The organism is Marivirga lumbricoides, from assembly GCF_014636295.1.
Classification (GTDB): Bacteria; Bacteroidota; Bacteroidia; order Cytophagales; family Cyclobacteriaceae; genus Marivirga; species Marivirga lumbricoides.
Genome location: NZ_BMEC01000007.1, coordinates 281,095 through 297,135 on the forward strand (window position 1 = coordinate 281,095; position 16,041 = coordinate 297,135).

Consider the following 16,041-nt stretch of genomic DNA (forward strand, 5'->3'; position numbering starts at 1 on the left):
GAAACAGTCTCAGTTTAATTGTAGTATCAATTATTTTAAAATTCTTGTGGTGGGTTCCGTTTCATTATGAGACCCACAATTAAAGAGATTATAAACCCTAGAATAACTGTTCCGATAGTTCCTGCTATAATAAGAAATAATGGTCCCTGAAACATGCTTGACATCTTTTCAGCGGCTTCTATTTGTTCTGTACTCATGCCACTATTGTACATTTCTTCGGCTTGCTTTTCCATTGCATACTTTATGCTGGAATCATCGACAAACTGGATGTAGAGTGCATATACTGTAGAAGAAATAGCACCTGAAACCAGGGTGGTTAGTGTTCCTAGCCCTAAAGATTGGCCTAAGGTCATAAATCCATTATTCAAATCTTTGAATTTTTTAAAGATATAAATAATGAAACCTAAATATATTAGATATGATAAATAATTGCCCCATGCTTGTTGATACAGGCCTGTAAGTTGGATAACTAACGTATAAATAGTTACTATTAAGGCGAGAATTAATCCTTGCTGTAAGGCAAATTTAGATGTGCTTACTTTTTCTTCCATGTGTTTTTAGTTTATAGTAGTTAATTAATGATGTTGAATGTGTTGAGGGATATTACAATTGTCCCTATTCCGTGTGTCAATAATATAAATTATTTTCCAAACATCATCTATTTTCGCTAAAGTAAATGAATTTACTCCGCAGTGGCTTAAGCTCTTATCTATATAAAAAGCATAATCCATCCATACAGTAGCTAATTTATCATCAAATTGAAGTTGATAATTCCAGGTTCTTTCATCCCATATTTGGGCTTTGGGTTGTGCTACTGCGTTGAACCATCCTTCTGGTAATGAGGTTGGAGAAAGTTTATTCGTCCCGTCTTTATTCGAACCAATACTTTGCATAACAGCATCTTCGTGAAAATGCCGAATCATTAAACTGGTATCTGAAGTACGCATGCCATCAAATACATCAGTAATAATTGTCATAATTGACAGAGAGTCTGCTTTTTTGTTCTGACAGTATAGGTTGAAAGAAAGTAAAAAGAATAGAGTTGTTATAGTAAGTGGCTTCATCAAAAATGAAGATCATCAGTTAAAAACAAAAGTACAATGGTATTTACATCAATGGCATAAAATCATTAAATAATGCCTTCAAAGTGTGACCACACAAAAGCTTTAGGGATGGGACTTACCACGTTTAGAGGTTCCTTTTTGGTAGGGTGCTCAAACGAGATTGCTCTTGCATGTAAAGCGATAGAGCCATCCTTTGTTGGTTTGGGGAAGCCATATTTTACATCTCCTATTATTGGACAACCTATTTTAGCCAGCTGCACTCTTATCTGATGAGGTCTGCCGGTAATGGGTTTGATTTCGATCAAATTCCTATCGCCCATAGCACTAATCAACTTGTATTCAAGTACTGATTTCAACCCTCCTTTATTATCACTGGAGTAGGCATGGGTAAAGTTTTTATTAGTGTCTTTCTTTAACCAGTGAGTAATTGTATCTTCTGTTTTTGGAGGTCTTTTTTCAGTGATAGCCCAGTAGGTCTTATCCACTTCCCTGTTCTGGAACATTTTTGACATTCTCTCCAAAGCTTTTGAAGTTCTCGCTAATACTACAATACCTGATACCGGTCTGTCAATCCTGTGAGGAGTACCGCAGAAAACCGCACCAGGCTTATTATATTTTTGTGCTATATATTGTTTAGCATGCTCGGATAAAGGTGTATCACCTGTTTGATCGCCCTGCACAAGCATTCCAGAAGGTTTATTGACCACTAGTAAGTGGTTGTCTTCGTACATTACTATTTGCAAAAATTCCTGGTAGGTCATAGCTTAAAATTCTGAAGTAAAGTGGAATTGAATATCAGGGAAATTGTCCTGAACCATTTGTAGCCAGGCTCTTGTCTCAGCCATAAATACTAATTTACCATCTTTATCCCTGGCAATGTGACGATGCTTGGATTTGATGAATTCATCCAGTTTTTTCTTGTCTTTACTGCTAATCCAGCACGCTTTAAATAAATTCATAGGGGCAAAATCGCAGGAAGCACCATATTCATTCTTTAACCTGTGCTGAATTACCTCGAACTGGAGGTTGCCCACTACGCCAACAACTTTTCTGGCACCCATTTCAAAGGTAAATAGCTGTGCCACTCCCTCATCCATTAACTGGCTCAAACCTTTATCCAGTTGTTTGGTTTTCATGGCGTCTTTATTGATCACTTCTCTGAATATTTCGGGAGAGAAGCTAGGGATTCCCTTGTATAACCCTTTTTCGCCTTCAGAAAGGGTGTCTCCAATTTTAAGATTTCCGGTATCGTACAAACCCACTATATCCCCCGGGAAAGCTTCATCTATAGTTTCCTTATCCTGTGCCATAAATGCTGTGGCATTAGAGAACCTGAATTTTTTATCGTGACGCACATTCAGATAACTATTGCCTCTTTGGAAAGTCCCGGAGCAAATTCTAACGAAAGCAATTCTGTTTCTATGTTTAGGATCCATATTAGCATGTATTTTAAATACAAATCCTGAAAAAGAAGATTCATCGGGCTTAATAGTTCTTTCTTCAGTAGCGCGTTCTCTTGGTGGTGGGGCAATGTTGATAAAAGTATCTAACATTTCTTTCACACCGAAACTGTTCACTGCGGAGCCAAAAAACACAGGTGCTACTTTTCCCTCAAGGTAATCCTGCACATTAAGCTCGGGGTAAACTCCTCCAATTAGTTCTGCATCTTCTCTCAGTTGGTTGGCTAAAGTATCTCCAACATTTTTATCTAAAACAGGGCTTTCCAGATCTTTAATTTCAACAGCTTCTGCTGAAAGTTTCTTTTTGCTGGGCTGAAAAAGCAAAAGGTTTTTTGTATAAAGATTATACACCCCTTTAAAAGTTTTTCCCATGCCAATAGGCCAGGTAAGAGGACAAACTTTTATGTTAAGCTTTTCTTCAATTTCATCAATCAGATCGTAAGGATCTTGTCCTTCGCGGTCTACTTTATTAATAAAGCAAATAACAGGAGTATTGCGCATACGGCAGACTTCCATCAGTTTTTCCGTTTGCTGCTCTACACCCTTTACACAATCTATCACCATCACTACGCTGTCTACAGCCGTTAAGGTACGGTAAGTGTCTTCAGCAAAATCCTGGTGACCTGGTGTGTCAAGCAAATTGATTTTCATTCCTTTGTAATCGAAGCCCATCACCGATGTAGCAACAGAAATACCTCTCTGTTTCTCTATTTCCATCCAGTCGGATTTGGTTGCAGTATCAATTTTATTTGATTTTACAGCTCCTGCAGTATTTATAGCACCTCCAAAAAGTAATAATTTTTCAGTTAAAGTGGTTTTACCTGCATCAGGGTGGGCAATAATGCCAAAGGTTCTCCTCTTACTAATTTCTTTTGTTAAGTTGCTCATATGCTGCTAAAATGAAAGTGCAAAAGTACGAATAATGATTGGCAAATGGAAAGGAGAGTAAGCTACTAATAAAATAGTTTTCAGTACACTCCTTAAATGCATTTCGCTTACAATTAAAAAAAGCCTCCGGAGATGAAGGCTTGATAAATCATTACTGTAAATTCTCCGGAGACCTTGCAGGGAGGAATGTTTTATAAACAACTTTGTTCACGAAATCATTCAATTATTCTAATAAATTTAGTTGAGTTGAAAGGTAATTGGTATGGTCATTTTAACTCTTACGGGCTGACCTCTTTGTTTTCCGGGATTCCAGGCGGGAGCGGCTTTCAACACTCTAATTGCTTCCTGATCCAATCCTTCAGATACTCCTTTTAAGACCGTTATATCTGATAAAGAACCGTCTTTTTCAATCACGAATGATAGGTAAACCTTCCCTCCAATATTTCTTTGCTGCTCTCTTCGAGGGTATTTTATTTCTTCAGATAAAAATTTGTAAAAAGCATCCATACCACCTTTATATTCAGGCTTTACTTCTAAAGCACCAAGAAGATATGGAGTGTTGTCTTCTACAATTTCTTCAGGAGGACCATCAGCATCCATGGCATTATTTATTTCTTCTATGTCAACTGGAGCAAGCTCTTTCGTGTCATTCTTTACAGGAGGCTCTTTATCTACGATGTTAGGAAGAATCTCTTTCTTAGGTTTGATTAATTCCGGCCTTACTTTAGGGGGTTGCACAGTTCTTTTTACATCGGTCATAACAATTATAATTCCAGGGTCTTCAGGAAGAACAACTGTTTCCTCATCAGTAATATGCACCTTAAACTCGAAGGCAATAAAACAGAGGGTAATTGAAATGATTAAACCAATATTAAAAAATAAAGGTCCTTTTGCATACAAGCTGCGGGTAGCATTTTTTGAATTTTCCATAAGAATAATCATTTATCGTTTAACATGATTATTCACACACCTGTATTATAAACGCAACTATTTTGATTTAGTATATAAAGGGTGATGAAAATTTTGCTTTAAGTGCGCAATGAAGAATATAATTCTATATTTTTTTATTGTATAAAATTTTCTAAATATCTCTGCATTAGGTACTAAAAGGTTTTTCTTTCATCATTAATTTGAGAAACCAATCTATCCAGACTCGCTGAAAAAAAATAAATTAATGTTTGTAGGATTTATCGAAGGTAAGAAAGCAAGCCCTACTCGATAAAGCCTGGAGCAGTGGGGTAGAGGTATTCATTGTGATATTTACCTTTTAGATAGAATGAGCTTTTAATTTTTTTCTTATGCAGGAAATATTCCAGGGAAACTCTTAGTACTCCCAATCCATAAATAAAACTTCTTTTAAAATTAATGGAAGAAGCTTCTTTAAAGTATTTAGTAGGGCAACTAATTTCAGCAATATCGTAGCCCTCATTAAATATTTGGGCTATCATCTGATTATCAAATATAAAATCGTCAGAGTTCAATTCATAGGCTATATTTTCAAGCACTCTTTTAGAGAAAGCTCTGTAGCCAGTATGATATTCCGAAAGTTTTTGGTTAATCAGTATATTCTGAAATAAGGTAAGTACTCTATTAGCGACATATTTATAAAGAGGCATACCTCCTTGAAGTGCGCCTTTTCCAAGTATCCTGGAGCCGAAAACTACCTGGTAAACATCATTTGCCAATAAAAAGCACATGGAATGAATCAGCTTGGGAGTATATTGGTAATCAGGATGTAACATTACTACTATGTCTGATTTTAGTTCCAGCGCTTTATTATAACAGCTTTTTTGATTGCCTCCGTACCCTCTATTTTCTTTGTGAAGAATAATATGTTGGATCCCTAGTTTTTTTGCAATAGGTATAGTTTCATCTCCACTGCAGTCGTCCACAAGTATCACATGGTCCACAATGTCGAATGGGATTTCAGCATAAGTTTGTTCTAGTGTGCGTGCTGCATTGTAGGCAGGAAGTACAACAGTGATTATTTTTTGATTAATCATAATTGAGAATTTTATTTTCTTTTTAAAAAGATGAAGCCATTTTTAGCATAAACCAATTCCAGATCGGGCCTCGTTTTCATCAGATTTTCTCCATAATGGATTTTAGTAATCAGGTAAACATCCTTGTCCACTTCACCCTCCAACAGCCAGCTTCTATTATAATAATTGGGATTATTATGCTCTTGAGTTTGAGCATAGAAATAATGACCATAAGTTTTAAAGCCTAAAGGCAATATATAGGCATCCTCATCTCGGATACTTTTATAAAATTCAATTGCGGTTCTTTGAGAATAGCCTTCAATGTTATTGACAATAAATACCAAGCTTAGATTAATGAAAAGGATGGAGCTTAAAAACAAACTGTAAATAGCATAAGTAGGCCTTTTTTTAAGGATAAAAAGGCTATAAAGGATTACCCCGGTAAGAAGTATAAAGCCAATAAGTATTTCAAAACCTGACCATTGAACATTGGCCATTAAATTAGCGGAAGCAAATCGGTCTTTAATTAATCCGCTAGCTAACAAATCATCTTTGAAATGCGCAATCAGCGTGAGTAATATAAAGCTAAGGGATAGTATTAGTCCTATCAGGACAATCAGCAAATTCATAAATGCAGGCGTACGCCATTTCTTGTTGAGTAAACCATGGATAAAGCAAGTGGCCAGAAAGGTAACCGGAAAGTAGGCCATAGAAGAGTAATGAACAATCTTGGTTTTTACAATGGTAAAAACTATCAGCACTACAAAAAGAAGAATGATCATTATCGTTTTAAAAGAACTTTGAATTGGAGAGTAATCACTATTTCTTTTAAACATTGGTAGCGCAAATAATGAGGCGGGAAACACACCTAGTAGTATTATTATAAAATGATAGCCAAAAAAGCCTCCATGCCCTGCACCCTTGGTTTGCAAGAGTTCAATTTGGTAAGTAATGAACCTCCATATGATATCAGCATTGCCAGTAATAATTTGCATTATAAACCAAAAGCCCCCTGTTAATAGCAGAGCAATAGTAAAGACTCCCAAATGCCAGATGGAGAACCGTATTTTAAATTTACGAAGCAGAACAAAGACTGAAACAGAAAGGGAAAACAACAAAATAGCAACAGGTCCCTTTGTTAAAACAGCTAAACCTAGTAAGGTTCCTGATAACAATGAAGCATGAAGCTTCTGTTTGGCCCCTTCATAACTGATATAATTATTGAAAAAATAAATGCTTAGGAATATGAAAAAATTAAACCAGGGATCTATTATGCCTGATTTGAAGTAGAAAAAAGGTAGTATAGAGCCCAAATAAACCATTACCCACAACCCTCCGAACTTTTTATCAAAGAGCTTTTTTCCAATATGGTATAAAGCAATTACTGTAAATATTCCTGCGATGGCATTAGGGAAGCGGGCAGCAAATTCATTTACTCCAAATACTTTCATGGATGCTGCTTGCATCCATATAAAGAGTGGTGGTTTTTCCCAAAATGGAATAAAATTAATTTGAACATTTAAGTAGTCGCCAGATACCAGCATTTCTCTGGCGGATTCAGCAAAATTTATTTCATCCCAATCAAAAAGGTGTACTCGCCCTAAAAAAGGAATTAAGATTAAGGCACTTAATCCAGCAATTAACAGATAGTTCAGGTCAAGCTTTTGTGTCTTAATTTGATTCATTTAGTTTCTTTTCTTCTGTATTGTATAAGCTGATCCGCAATTGGTTGTCGAGGAATTTATTTTGCGATTTATGTATAATCAAATAGGATATAAATGCTGCTATTACACCTATTAATGATCCTGCCATTACATCCTCAAGGAAATGTTCGGAAAGGTAAACCCGGGAAAAACTTACTACCAGAGCTATACCGAAAAGTATGTATCTATGAGAGATTTTCTTAGTGATGAAGATAAGAGAGAAAGCTAAAGCAAAGGCAGTGGCCGAATGACCGGATGGAAAACTATTTGAGTACATTAATTCCACACCCTCCACAAAACGTAATTCACTGATGTTTTTAAAATACAGAGCAGGTCTTTCTACATCTTTAAAAAATATTTTTTTAAGAACCTGGGAAGTTATTCCCGAGATTAGAAAAGCATATAGGAGCATAACAGCATATCTAAACCGATTGAATAGCATTACTACTATAATTACTATTGCAAAAATTCCGTCTCCAAGATGTGTTACATATTTGAGTATAAAATCAATAAATGAGCAATTGTATTTATTGATCTCTAAATGAGTAGCTTTTTTGCCGAAGTATTGTGTCAGCAGCGTACAAATAGTGATGAGAGAAAGATAGATTGATAAACAAAAATAATGTCTCTTAATGAGGCTTATCATTTTTGTTTTAAAGGTATATTATGGCTGACAATAATTCATTGTTGAAGAAATCTGCAAAATAGTGCTGTTAACAAATGTTATTACACAGTAAAAAATATATTACCAAATCGGTGTAGTAATGTTAAGGAAGAAGTGGGTACAAGTTTAAGAGGTATATGATATGTATTCTGCGGATTTAAATTTTTGATTTAGTAATATTCTAACTTATAGGTTATTGTTTTTTAAAAATAAATGCCGGGAGATAATTTTTGTTTTTTATTTAAGAGGGCCTGTAAATGATAACGTAATTTTTGAACTGAACAAAAATGATGAAATAAACAATTTAATAATATGTCTGTGGCTTGAAAATAAGGGGCTCAGGAAAAATAGTTACTGCCTGAAATGTTAATTTATTTTATACGGAATCTAAAATTTGATTACAGAATGAGGGGGCATTTGTTACTGATTTTCAGATACATGTCATTGATTGTCATGTAATTGCCTGATAGGCTCTATTTACTTGCATTTTTTAATTCGGCATATGCTCTACCTTCCATCCTTTGCCGGAAGGCTTGTAGGCCAGCGCGCTCGCTCTTAGTAAACTTTATTTAGTTGTCTAAGATGGTAGAAATATAATTATAAGTCTCTAAATTAAGGTAGGGGTGTTTAATATTGAGGAGAATTACCAGAAGCCTATCTCAATAAATTAGAGGTGTTTAATTCCCAAATAACAAAAAAGCCTGCGAAAATGTTATATCGCAGGCTTTTCAATATACTTTTAGCTTAAAGCTACTTTATTTCTTCATAATCTACATATTCGCCACCTTTAAAATTGCTGGCGCTTCTTTTATTTTTATCGTCTTCAGGCACAAATTCAATATTAATACCGTCAGCTGTTTTTTTCTTTTGCTGAGATTGGTTATTGAAATGTTGACGACCATTTTGTGTTGCATATTTAGCTCCAAGGCCACCAAGAAAAATGCGGAATAAAAACCCTCCTACCTTGAAGAAGATGTATCCTATCAAAAATGTTATTAATAATACTTTAAACATAATAGTATATTTTACGCAACCTTAATATCTTAGGTTATAAAAATTTTATCGATAAAAAAGTTCTGCTTTTTTATTTTATCTACTCAAATATAAGTTTCTTTCTGAATAAATTTTCAAGAAATAATCATCCATCAAATCATCAATAAAATAAATAGACTCACCAGTGGATTTCATCTCTGGCCCTAATTCCTTATTTACATTAGGGAATTTGTTAAAAGAAAATATGGGCTCTTTAATTGCGTAGCCCTTTTTAACTGGTTTAAAGTCAAAATCTTTTACTTTCTTTTCTCCTAACATTACTTTAGTGGCATAATTAACATAAGGTTCCTGATAAGCTTTACAGATAAATGGTACTGTTCTGGAAGCTCTTGGGTTAGCCTCTATAATGTAAACAGTATCATTTTTTATCGCAAACTGAATATTAATTAGTCCTTTGGTTTTTAAAGCCAGGGCAATCTTTCTAGTATAGGTTTCAATCAACTGCATTACTAAATCTCCCAAATTATAAGGAGGTAATACTGCATATGAATCACCAGAGTGGATACCTGCAGGTTCAATATGTTGCATAATCCCAATGATGTGTACATCCTCTCCATCACAAATCGCATCAGCTTCAGCTTCTATGGCTCCATCAAGGAAGTGGTCAAGCAATACCTTATTCCCAGGAATATCTCTCAAAACATCTACCACATGCTCTTCCAGCTCCTTTTCGTTGATCACAATTTTCATTCCCTGCCCACCTAGCACATAAGAAGGTCTTACCAGCATTGGGAAGCCAATATCTTTGGCTTTATCAAGTGCATTGTCAGCATCTTCAACTACTGTAAACGGTGGATATGGAATGTCATTTTCCTGTAAGAGCTTAGAGAAAGAGCCTCTGTCTTCTGCCAAATCTAATGCTTCATAAGAAGTCCCAATAATTTTTATACCATAGCGCTGTAGTTTTTCAGCAAGCTTTAAGGCGGTTTGTCCGCCTAATTGTACAATTACACCTACAGGGTTTTCATGTAGGATAATATCATAGATATGCTCCCAGAATACTGGCTCAAAGTATAATTTATCAGCAGTGTCAAAATCTGTAGAAACTGTTTCCGGATTACAGTTGATCATAATGGTTTCGTATCCACATTCTTTAGCTGCCAATACACCATGTACACAGGAATAATCAAATTCTATACCTTGGCCAATTCTGTTAGGGCCGGAACCTAGAATGATGACTTTCTTTTTGTCCGAAACTACCGATTCATTTTCATGCTGGAATGTAGAGTAATAGTAAGGTGTTTTCGCCTCAAATTCAGCAGAACAGGTATCCACTAATTTGTAAACACGCTTTATATCCATCTCGTGTCTCTTTTTGAATACCTCACTTTCAAGACATTTTAGCAAGTGGGCGATTTGTCTATCTGCGTAGCCTTTGCTTTTTGCAGCACTCATTAGCTCAACCGGTAGGGTATCAATGTTATATTTGGAAATTTCCTTTTCAAGCACTACTAACTCTTCAATTTGCTCAAGAAACCACTTATCAATCATGGTGAGCTTTTGAATGGTTTTAAAAGGGATTCCTAATTTAAAAGCATCATATATATGGAAGAGACGGTTCCAGCTAGGGAACTCCAGGCTATGTAAAATCTGATCTTGCTTAGTAAGTTCTTTGCCATCTGCGCCCAGCCCATTTCTTTTTATTTCCAGCGACTGACATGCTTTTTGTAAGGCTTCCTGAAAATTACGGCCTATTCCCATTGTTTCACCAACAGACTTCATAGAGAAGCCTAATCTTTTATCTGAACCAGGGAATTTATCGAAGTTCCAACGAGGGATCTTTACAATAACGTAATCAAGAGAAGGCTCAAAGAATGCAGAAGTGTTTTTTGTAATTTGGTTCTTTAGTTCATCTAAATTATAGCCAATAGCAAGTTTTGCAGCTATTTTAGCAATCGGGTAACCTGTGGCTTTCGAAGCCAGAGCCGAAGAACGGGAAACTCTCGGGTTGATTTCAATTCCAATAATATCATCATTTTCCGGATTTACAGCAAACTGCACATTACAGCCTCCGGCAAAATTACCGATGCCTTTAATCATTTTAATGGCAAGGTTTCTCATCTCCTGATAAACAGTATCAGGTAAAGTTTGTGCAGGGGCCACGGTAATTGAATCCCCCGTATGGATACCCATTGGGTCGAAATTTTCAACGGAACAGATAACGATCACATTACCAATATTGTCCCTTAAAATCTCCAGTTCATATTCTTTCCAGCCTAAAATACTTTGCTCAATTAATACCTCATGAATGGGAGAGGAGTGCAATCCATCCTTAAGGGCAGCATCAAATTCTTCTGGTTGGCGCACTATTGCACCTCCCAAACCTCCCAGGGTAAAGGATGATCTAAGAACAAGTGGAAAGCCAATTTTTTGAGCTATTTCTTTTCCTTGTAGAAAAGATGATGCAGTTTCTCCTTCACAAACACCAACATTTAATTCTTTCATTTTTAAGCGAAAGAGCTCTCGGTTTTCAGTGGTGTCAATTGCGTCAATATCTACACCAATCATTCTTACACCGTACTTATCCCATATACCGGATTTGTCGCACTCCATTGCCAGGTTAAGAGCTGTCTGGCCACCCATAGTAGGCAACACGGCATCAATCTTATGCTTTTCAAGTATTTCAATGATTGATTTTTTTGTTAACGGCTTCAAATAAATATTATCAGCTGTTACTTTATCCGTCATAATAGTGGCGGGGTTGGAGTTTATGAGTGTAACCTCAATTCCTTCCTCCCTTAAAGATTTAGAGGCCTGGGAACCGGAGTAATCAAACTCGCAGGCCTGGCCAATAATAATAGGTCCTGATCCGATAATAAGTACTGACTTGATGCTGTTATCTCTGGGCATGATAAAATTTTTACTTAATGTTTAGGGGCTTAAATAAATTGGGCAAAATTAAGAGGATAATGTCAGAATCAAAAGCTTGTCAAGGCGCAATCTTACGATAAATGTAAGAATGTACCATAGCATTAAGAAATAGCCCTTTTTTTTCTTCAACAAATGTGGAATATTGAAAATATCTCCCAAAATCAGGTGCTTTTTTACCCTCAATTTTAGCATTAACACGAAAGAACAGATACATTAATGAAGTTAATTTTCTCTGTAAGTAGTTCTGTGGATAGAAATCAGCGTGAAGCCACAGGCCATCTTTCTTTAGCAGCTTAAAAAGCTTGTAAAAAACCTTGTCTAATTGCTCTTCCGGAAAACAGTCTAAAACAAAAGGAGTAATCACCACATCAAATAAATCTGACGATTCAAAACTTTCAATAGTAGTAGTAATGAAATTTACTTCGGCTTTGAAATTTCTACTTTTAGCAAGTAAGGTCATTTTTTCTGAAGCTTCCAGGTAAACTACCTGGTGGCTTTCATGCAGATAGTTAAGGAGTTTACCTGAGCCTCCACCTACTATTAAAACAGAACTGTTCTTTGGTATCTGAGAAATGAAGTAATGACTAGCTTTATCCAGAGTTCCTTGAAAGACTAGTTTCTTTAGTGCATCATAATAACCTGCTACTCTATCGAAATCAGACATCTATTAGTAGTTCTATTAGTGGGAGAACGAAAACGATGTCTCCAATGACTCTATACCATTCCTCTTCTTTTAGGGTAGTTTCTTTACTAAGCACCATGGCCAATACTGAGCCCATAAAGATGAATATGGCCTGGTAATCCAGGAAGTCTTCCTGTGCAAAATAGAGAAATGCAGCAGACCAAATAATGGTAAAAAATAGAAACAAGACTAAAATTATCTTACGGGTTAAATCAAAGCCCCATACTGTGGCGAAAGAGTTGAAGCCCTGTAATTTGTCCTGTTTGTATTCAAACATATTGAATAATAGCAGATTAATGGAAGCAAGAATAAATAATTGTAGCCAAAAATAACCTAAGATTAGGCTGAAGTTACCAAGGTTCGCAAAAGTGGGAAGGCATATGCCCGTTGCATAAACAGCAGAAATAAACCACTCCTTTCCCCAGTAGGGCTTTTTCCGGATAAAGTGAACAAAAAGTAAATAAGCAATGACTGCCAATCCTAGAATGATACCATAACCTAATATCTCTCTGCTTAGAAATTGGGTAGTGTAAATTAGCATCATTAAAGCAATTACAGCTAATCCGATAAGGTAAGGTGCATTTCTCTGATGAACAAGATGTCTGAAAACAGCTGTTTGTGGTCTCACTTTTCTGGCATCCAGTAGGTGGTCTACAGTATATATGAGCCAAACTGTAAGGCTTAAGGCAAAAATAGTTGAAAAGGAAATGCTGGCGTTGAAGAATTCACCTATCCACCTGGCACTGATTGCGGCACCTGCCACTACATCAAGGCTGAAAGCTCTAATATATTGATAAGCTTTAGTTAGCATTTGTACAAAAGTAATATAAATCTGTAAATGACGACTATAGCCTTATAAAATATATTGTATAAAGAGGAAGTAGATCCAGCCTGCCGAATAAATGGTTCTTGTAAAAGAAAAAAGGCTATCATGAAAAATCATGATAGCCTCTTCTGTAAAATTTGCTGTTAGCGAATTAAATTTTCTCTTTAATTCTGGCAGCTTTACCCATTTTACCTCTAAGGTAAAATAATTTAGCTCTTCTAACAGATCCTCTTCTCACAACTTCTATTTTTTCAATAGCAGGAGATATTAAAGGAAAAATTCTTTCTACGCCAATACCGCTTGATACTTTTCTTACAGTAAAAGTAGCAGAGTTACCCGCACCTCTTCTTTGTATTACAGTACCTTGGTATTGCTGAATACGTTCTTTATTACCTTCGGTAATTTTTACGTGAACATTAACAGTGTCGCCTGACTTGAAATCAGGAAGTTTACTTACTGCTTCTTTGTATTCGTTCTCTATAAGTTTGATAAGATCGCTCATTGCTCTTGCTTTTATTCGATAGTCATTCGAATCCTTGTTCCGAAAATGGAGTGCAAATATAAGAGTTTTTTAAACTTATTGCACTCAATTGTTAAAAATTTTTAATCTTTTTTATATAAAGCTGACGCCAAATTTAAAATAGTAGATCTCTTACTTTAAGTGCTGTTGAATTTAATTGTTTTATAAGTACAACAGCTTCATTTTTACTATTTTAAAAGATCAGGTCTTCTTTCTTTTGTTTTTTCAACAGCCTTTTCAAATCGCCATTTTTCAATATTTTTCTCGTGACCTGATAATAGTATATCCGGTACCTTTAATCCTTTATAATCTGCCGGGCGAGTATAAACCGGAGGTGCCAATAATCCATCCTGAAATGAATCAGTGAGGGCTGAAGTTTCGTCATTTAGTACGCCTGGTAATAACCTGACTACTGCATCAGAAACTACTGCTGCGGCTAGCTCCCCCCCGGAAATCACATAATCGCCAATACTCAATTCCCTGGTGATAAAATGTGTTCTGATTCTTTCGTCCACGCCTTTATAATGCCCACAAAGAATTATCAGGTTTCCCTTTAAGGAAAGCTCATTAGCGATATTTTGGTTGAAGCGCTCACCATCAGGGCTCATATATATAACCTCATCATAAGTGCGCTGAGATTTAAGATCCTCAATGGCATTAGCTACTGGCTCTATTTGCAATACCATCCCAGCTCCTCCACCAAAAGCATAATCATCAATTTTATGGTGCTTATTAGTGGAGTATTTTCTTAAGTCATGTACAACAATTTGGGCCAGCCCTTTTTCCTGCGCTCGCTTTAAAATACTGTCAGAGAAAGGGCCTTCCAGTAATTTCGGAAGGCATGTTATAATATCTATTCTCATTTTCTGAGTTTACTCTTCCAGGTATAATTCTAAAAGTCCGTCAGGTAATGTTACCATTATAATCTTATTCTCTCTGTCCACAGAGTTAATAATGTCATCATTAATAGGGATAAGAACTTCCTTTTGTTGGTAATCCATGCCAATAAGGTCTTGATGGCCTGCTTCATACACCTGAGCTACCTTGCCCAAAGAACCTAAGTTTTTATCTACCACCTGAAAATCTATAATTTCATGAAAGTAGAATTGGTCATCACTTAATTCAGGTAGTTGGTTCAGTGGAAGGTGTAATGAAAGACCTTTGATGCTTAAAGCGGCATCTTTATCATCAATATCCTCAAATTTCACCAAGGCTTCCGTGTTCCTGATTTGAAGGTGCTCAATAAAAAAAGGAACCAGCTTTCCGTTTTGCAACAAGAAAACTGATTCCATTTCAGCGTATTCCTCGGGGAAATCCGTATCCAAAGAGATATAAACTTCACCTTTTAAGCCATGAGGCCTTGATACAATACCTAGTTGAAAGCATTGTGATTGCTTCATGACTTTCCGTTTTTAATCTTCTTTTTTCTCTTCAGGAGTTTCCTCTTTAGGAGCTTCAGCAGCCGGAGCCTCTTCTGTAGACGCTTCCTGTTCAGCTACTTCTTCCTCTTTAGGAGGATTTGCTGCAGCTTCTGCTTCTTCTTGTCTCTTACGGATAGCTTCAGCTCTTGCTTCATTTACTTTAGTTTCAGCTTCAAGCCTTGCTTTTTTATCTGCCGCTTTCTTGTCAGAAAGTTGCTTTTCTTTTCCTTCGATCTGAGCTCCTTTTTCTTTAGTCCATGCTTCTAATTTCTTATCAGCATCTTCTTGAGTTAAAGCTCCTTTAATTACACCAATTTGCAAGTGTTTCCTGTAAAGGATTCCTCGGTAAGAAAGCATTGCTTTTACAGTATCCGTTGGTTGTGCGCCATTCATTAACCACTGGAAAGCTTTCTCGTTGTCAAGCTCAATTGCGGCTACTGGTGCATTCGGATTGTAAGTACCGATTTTTTCAATAAAGCGACCATCACGTGGTGCACGGGCATCAGCTACGACTACATCGTACATTGCCAGTTTTTTTCGACCTCTTCGGGCCAATCTGATTTTTACTGCCATTTTTTATCTTTTTTAGCAAATTATTGAAGGATCACGTCCCTCTTTCCTCTTAAAGGACTGCAAATGTAAGGAAAATTTACTAACCCTCAGTGGTTTAACCCTAAAAAAATAATGGTTTTATATGCTGAGCTATCAATGAATACTTAAATTATACACTTTTTTATCAAGGTAGAGGTAATTCCTAAAAAGATTGGAGACTGATCAATTCTCCAAAAGTCTTAAACAATGAAGGTGTAAGCACGTATTTAAATGCAGGTTAAAAATAAGATTTAAACGCTTAATTATCAATTAAATTTGCTTAATCGTTTAGGCAATTTTTAACTTATTTTTATAC

Annotated in this window: 16 protein-coding genes; all 16 read right to left on the reverse strand. The window is 36.0% G+C overall.

Going from position 1 to position 16,041, the window contains the following annotated elements:
• Nucleotides 1–35: 35 nt before the first annotated feature.
• The 16 genes from IEV85_RS12570 to IEV85_RS12645 all read right to left on the reverse strand — a co-directional run bounded on the left by IEV85_RS12570 (nucleotide 36) and on the right by IEV85_RS12645 (nucleotide 15,707).
• Nucleotides 36–551 carry a DUF4199 domain-containing protein gene (locus IEV85_RS12570; protein WP_188463833.1) on the reverse strand — a complete coding sequence of 172 codons (516 nt, stop codon included), beginning with the start codon at nucleotides 549–551 and terminating at the stop codon, nucleotides 36–38.
• A 24-nt stretch (nucleotides 552–575) separates the two neighbouring features.
• Nucleotides 576–977: a nuclear transport factor 2 family protein gene (locus IEV85_RS12575; protein WP_188463835.1), complete on the reverse strand. Its 402-nt coding sequence runs from the start codon at nucleotides 975–977 to the stop codon at nucleotides 576–578.
• Nucleotides 978–1,129: 152 nt separating this feature from the next.
• A complete protein-coding gene (locus IEV85_RS12580; RefSeq protein WP_188463837.1) occupies nucleotides 1,130–1,825 on the reverse strand; it encodes an RluA family pseudouridine synthase in 696 nt (231 codons plus the stop codon).
• A 3-nt stretch (nucleotides 1,826–1,828) separates the two neighbouring features.
• The gene (locus tag IEV85_RS12585; protein WP_188463840.1) at nucleotides 1,829–3,412 is read right to left on the reverse strand and encodes a peptide chain release factor 3; all 1,584 of its coding nucleotides are present in this window, start codon (nucleotides 3,410–3,412) and stop codon (nucleotides 1,829–1,831) included.
• A 237-nt stretch (nucleotides 3,413–3,649) separates the two neighbouring features.
• Nucleotides 3,650–4,342 (reverse strand): TonB family protein, encoded by a 693-nt coding sequence (locus IEV85_RS12590; RefSeq protein WP_188463842.1) that lies wholly within the window; start codon nucleotides 4,340–4,342, stop codon nucleotides 3,650–3,652.
• 281 nt (nucleotides 4,343–4,623) lie between these two features.
• Nucleotides 4,624–5,415: a glycosyltransferase family 2 protein gene (locus IEV85_RS12595; RefSeq protein ID WP_188463844.1), complete on the reverse strand. Its 792-nt coding sequence runs from the start codon at nucleotides 5,413–5,415 to the stop codon at nucleotides 4,624–4,626.
• An 11-nt stretch (nucleotides 5,416–5,426) separates the two neighbouring features.
• Nucleotides 5,427–7,079: an ArnT family glycosyltransferase gene (locus IEV85_RS12600; protein WP_188463847.1), complete on the reverse strand. Its 1,653-nt coding sequence runs from the start codon at nucleotides 7,077–7,079 to the stop codon at nucleotides 5,427–5,429.
• The gene (locus IEV85_RS12605; protein ID WP_188463849.1) at nucleotides 7,066–7,743 is read right to left on the reverse strand and encodes a phosphatase PAP2 family protein; all 678 of its coding nucleotides are present in this window, start codon (nucleotides 7,741–7,743) and stop codon (nucleotides 7,066–7,068) included. Before IEV85_RS12605 ends, IEV85_RS12600 begins: the two co-directional genes overlap by 14 nt.
• 768 nt (nucleotides 7,744–8,511) lie before the next feature.
• A complete protein-coding gene (locus IEV85_RS12610) occupies nucleotides 8,512–8,775 on the reverse strand; it encodes a DUF4834 family protein (RefSeq protein WP_188463851.1) in 264 nt (87 codons plus the stop codon).
• Nucleotides 8,776–8,850: 75 nt separating this feature from the next.
• Entirely contained in the window at nucleotides 8,851–11,664 is a 2,814-nt protein-coding gene (carB, locus tag IEV85_RS12615; protein ID WP_188463854.1) for a carbamoyl-phosphate synthase large subunit, read from the reverse strand.
• A gap of 79 nt (nucleotides 11,665–11,743) precedes the next feature.
• Nucleotides 11,744–12,349: a class I SAM-dependent methyltransferase gene (locus IEV85_RS12620; protein WP_188463856.1), complete on the reverse strand. Its 606-nt coding sequence runs from the start codon at nucleotides 12,347–12,349 to the stop codon at nucleotides 11,744–11,746.
• A complete protein-coding gene (locus IEV85_RS12625) occupies nucleotides 12,342–13,178 on the reverse strand; it encodes a UbiA prenyltransferase family protein (RefSeq protein WP_188463858.1) in 837 nt (278 codons plus the stop codon). Before IEV85_RS12625 ends, IEV85_RS12620 begins: the two co-directional genes overlap by 8 nt.
• 166 nt (nucleotides 13,179–13,344) lie before the next feature.
• Nucleotides 13,345–13,695, reverse strand: a complete 351-nt coding sequence (gene rplS / locus IEV85_RS12630) for a 50S ribosomal protein L19 (RefSeq protein WP_188463860.1) — start codon at nucleotides 13,693–13,695, stop codon at nucleotides 13,345–13,347.
• A 206-nt stretch (nucleotides 13,696–13,901) separates the two neighbouring features.
• Nucleotides 13,902–14,576: a tRNA (guanosine(37)-N1)-methyltransferase TrmD gene (gene trmD / locus IEV85_RS12635; RefSeq protein WP_188463862.1), complete on the reverse strand. Its 675-nt coding sequence runs from the start codon at nucleotides 14,574–14,576 to the stop codon at nucleotides 13,902–13,904.
• 9 nt (nucleotides 14,577–14,585) lie between these two features.
• The gene (gene rimM, locus IEV85_RS12640) at nucleotides 14,586–15,113 is read right to left on the reverse strand and encodes a ribosome maturation factor RimM (RefSeq protein ID WP_188463864.1); all 528 of its coding nucleotides are present in this window, start codon (nucleotides 15,111–15,113) and stop codon (nucleotides 14,586–14,588) included.
• A gap of 12 nt (nucleotides 15,114–15,125) precedes the next feature.
• The gene (locus IEV85_RS12645; RefSeq protein WP_188463866.1) at nucleotides 15,126–15,707 is read right to left on the reverse strand and encodes a 30S ribosomal protein S16; all 582 of its coding nucleotides are present in this window, start codon (nucleotides 15,705–15,707) and stop codon (nucleotides 15,126–15,128) included.
• Between the last annotated feature and the right edge of the window lie 334 nt (nucleotides 15,708–16,041).

Excerpts from the sequence above, each read along its gene's own strand:
- IEV85_RS12605 (WP_188463849.1), bottom strand. The coding sequence starts at position 7,743 with ATGATAAGCCTCATTAAGAGACATTATTTTTGTTTATCAATCTATCTT.
- rimM (WP_188463864.1), bottom strand. The coding sequence starts at position 15,113 with ATGAAGCAATCACAATGCTTTCAACTAGGTATTGTATCAAGGCCTCAT.
- IEV85_RS12625 (WP_188463858.1), bottom strand. The coding sequence starts at position 13,178 with ATGCTAACTAAAGCTTATCAATATATTAGAGCTTTCAGCCTTGATGTA.
- IEV85_RS12570 (WP_188463833.1), bottom strand. The coding sequence starts at position 551 with ATGGAAGAAAAAGTAAGCACATCTAAATTTGCCTTACAGCAAGGATTA.
- IEV85_RS12585 (WP_188463840.1), bottom strand. The coding sequence starts at position 3,412 with ATGAGCAACTTAACAAAAGAAATTAGTAAGAGGAGAACCTTTGGCATT.
- IEV85_RS12575 (WP_188463835.1), bottom strand. The coding sequence starts at position 977 with ATGACAATTATTACTGATGTATTTGATGGCATGCGTACTTCAGATACC.
- IEV85_RS12600 (WP_188463847.1), bottom strand. The coding sequence starts at position 7,079 with ATGAATCAAATTAAGACACAAAAGCTTGACCTGAACTATCTGTTAATT.
- rplS (WP_188463860.1), bottom strand. The coding sequence starts at position 13,695 with ATGAGCGATCTTATCAAACTTATAGAGAACGAATACAAAGAAGCAGTA.
- carB (WP_188463854.1), bottom strand. The coding sequence starts at position 11,664 with ATGCCCAGAGATAACAGCATCAAGTCAGTACTTATTATCGGATCAGGA.
- IEV85_RS12645 (WP_188463866.1), bottom strand. The coding sequence starts at position 15,707 with ATGGCAGTAAAAATCAGATTGGCCCGAAGAGGTCGAAAAAAACTGGCA.
- IEV85_RS12610 (WP_188463851.1), bottom strand. The coding sequence starts at position 8,775 with ATGTTTAAAGTATTATTAATAACATTTTTGATAGGATACATCTTCTTC.
- IEV85_RS12620 (WP_188463856.1), bottom strand. The coding sequence starts at position 12,349 with ATGTCTGATTTCGATAGAGTAGCAGGTTATTATGATGCACTAAAGAAA.
- trmD (WP_188463862.1), bottom strand. The coding sequence starts at position 14,576 with ATGAGAATAGATATTATAACATGCCTTCCGAAATTACTGGAAGGCCCT.
- IEV85_RS12590 (WP_188463842.1), bottom strand. The coding sequence starts at position 4,342 with ATGGAAAATTCAAAAAATGCTACCCGCAGCTTGTATGCAAAAGGACCT.
- IEV85_RS12595 (WP_188463844.1), bottom strand. The coding sequence starts at position 5,415 with ATGATTAATCAAAAAATAATCACTGTTGTACTTCCTGCCTACAATGCA.
- IEV85_RS12580 (WP_188463837.1), bottom strand. The coding sequence starts at position 1,825 with ATGACCTACCAGGAATTTTTGCAAATAGTAATGTACGAAGACAACCAC.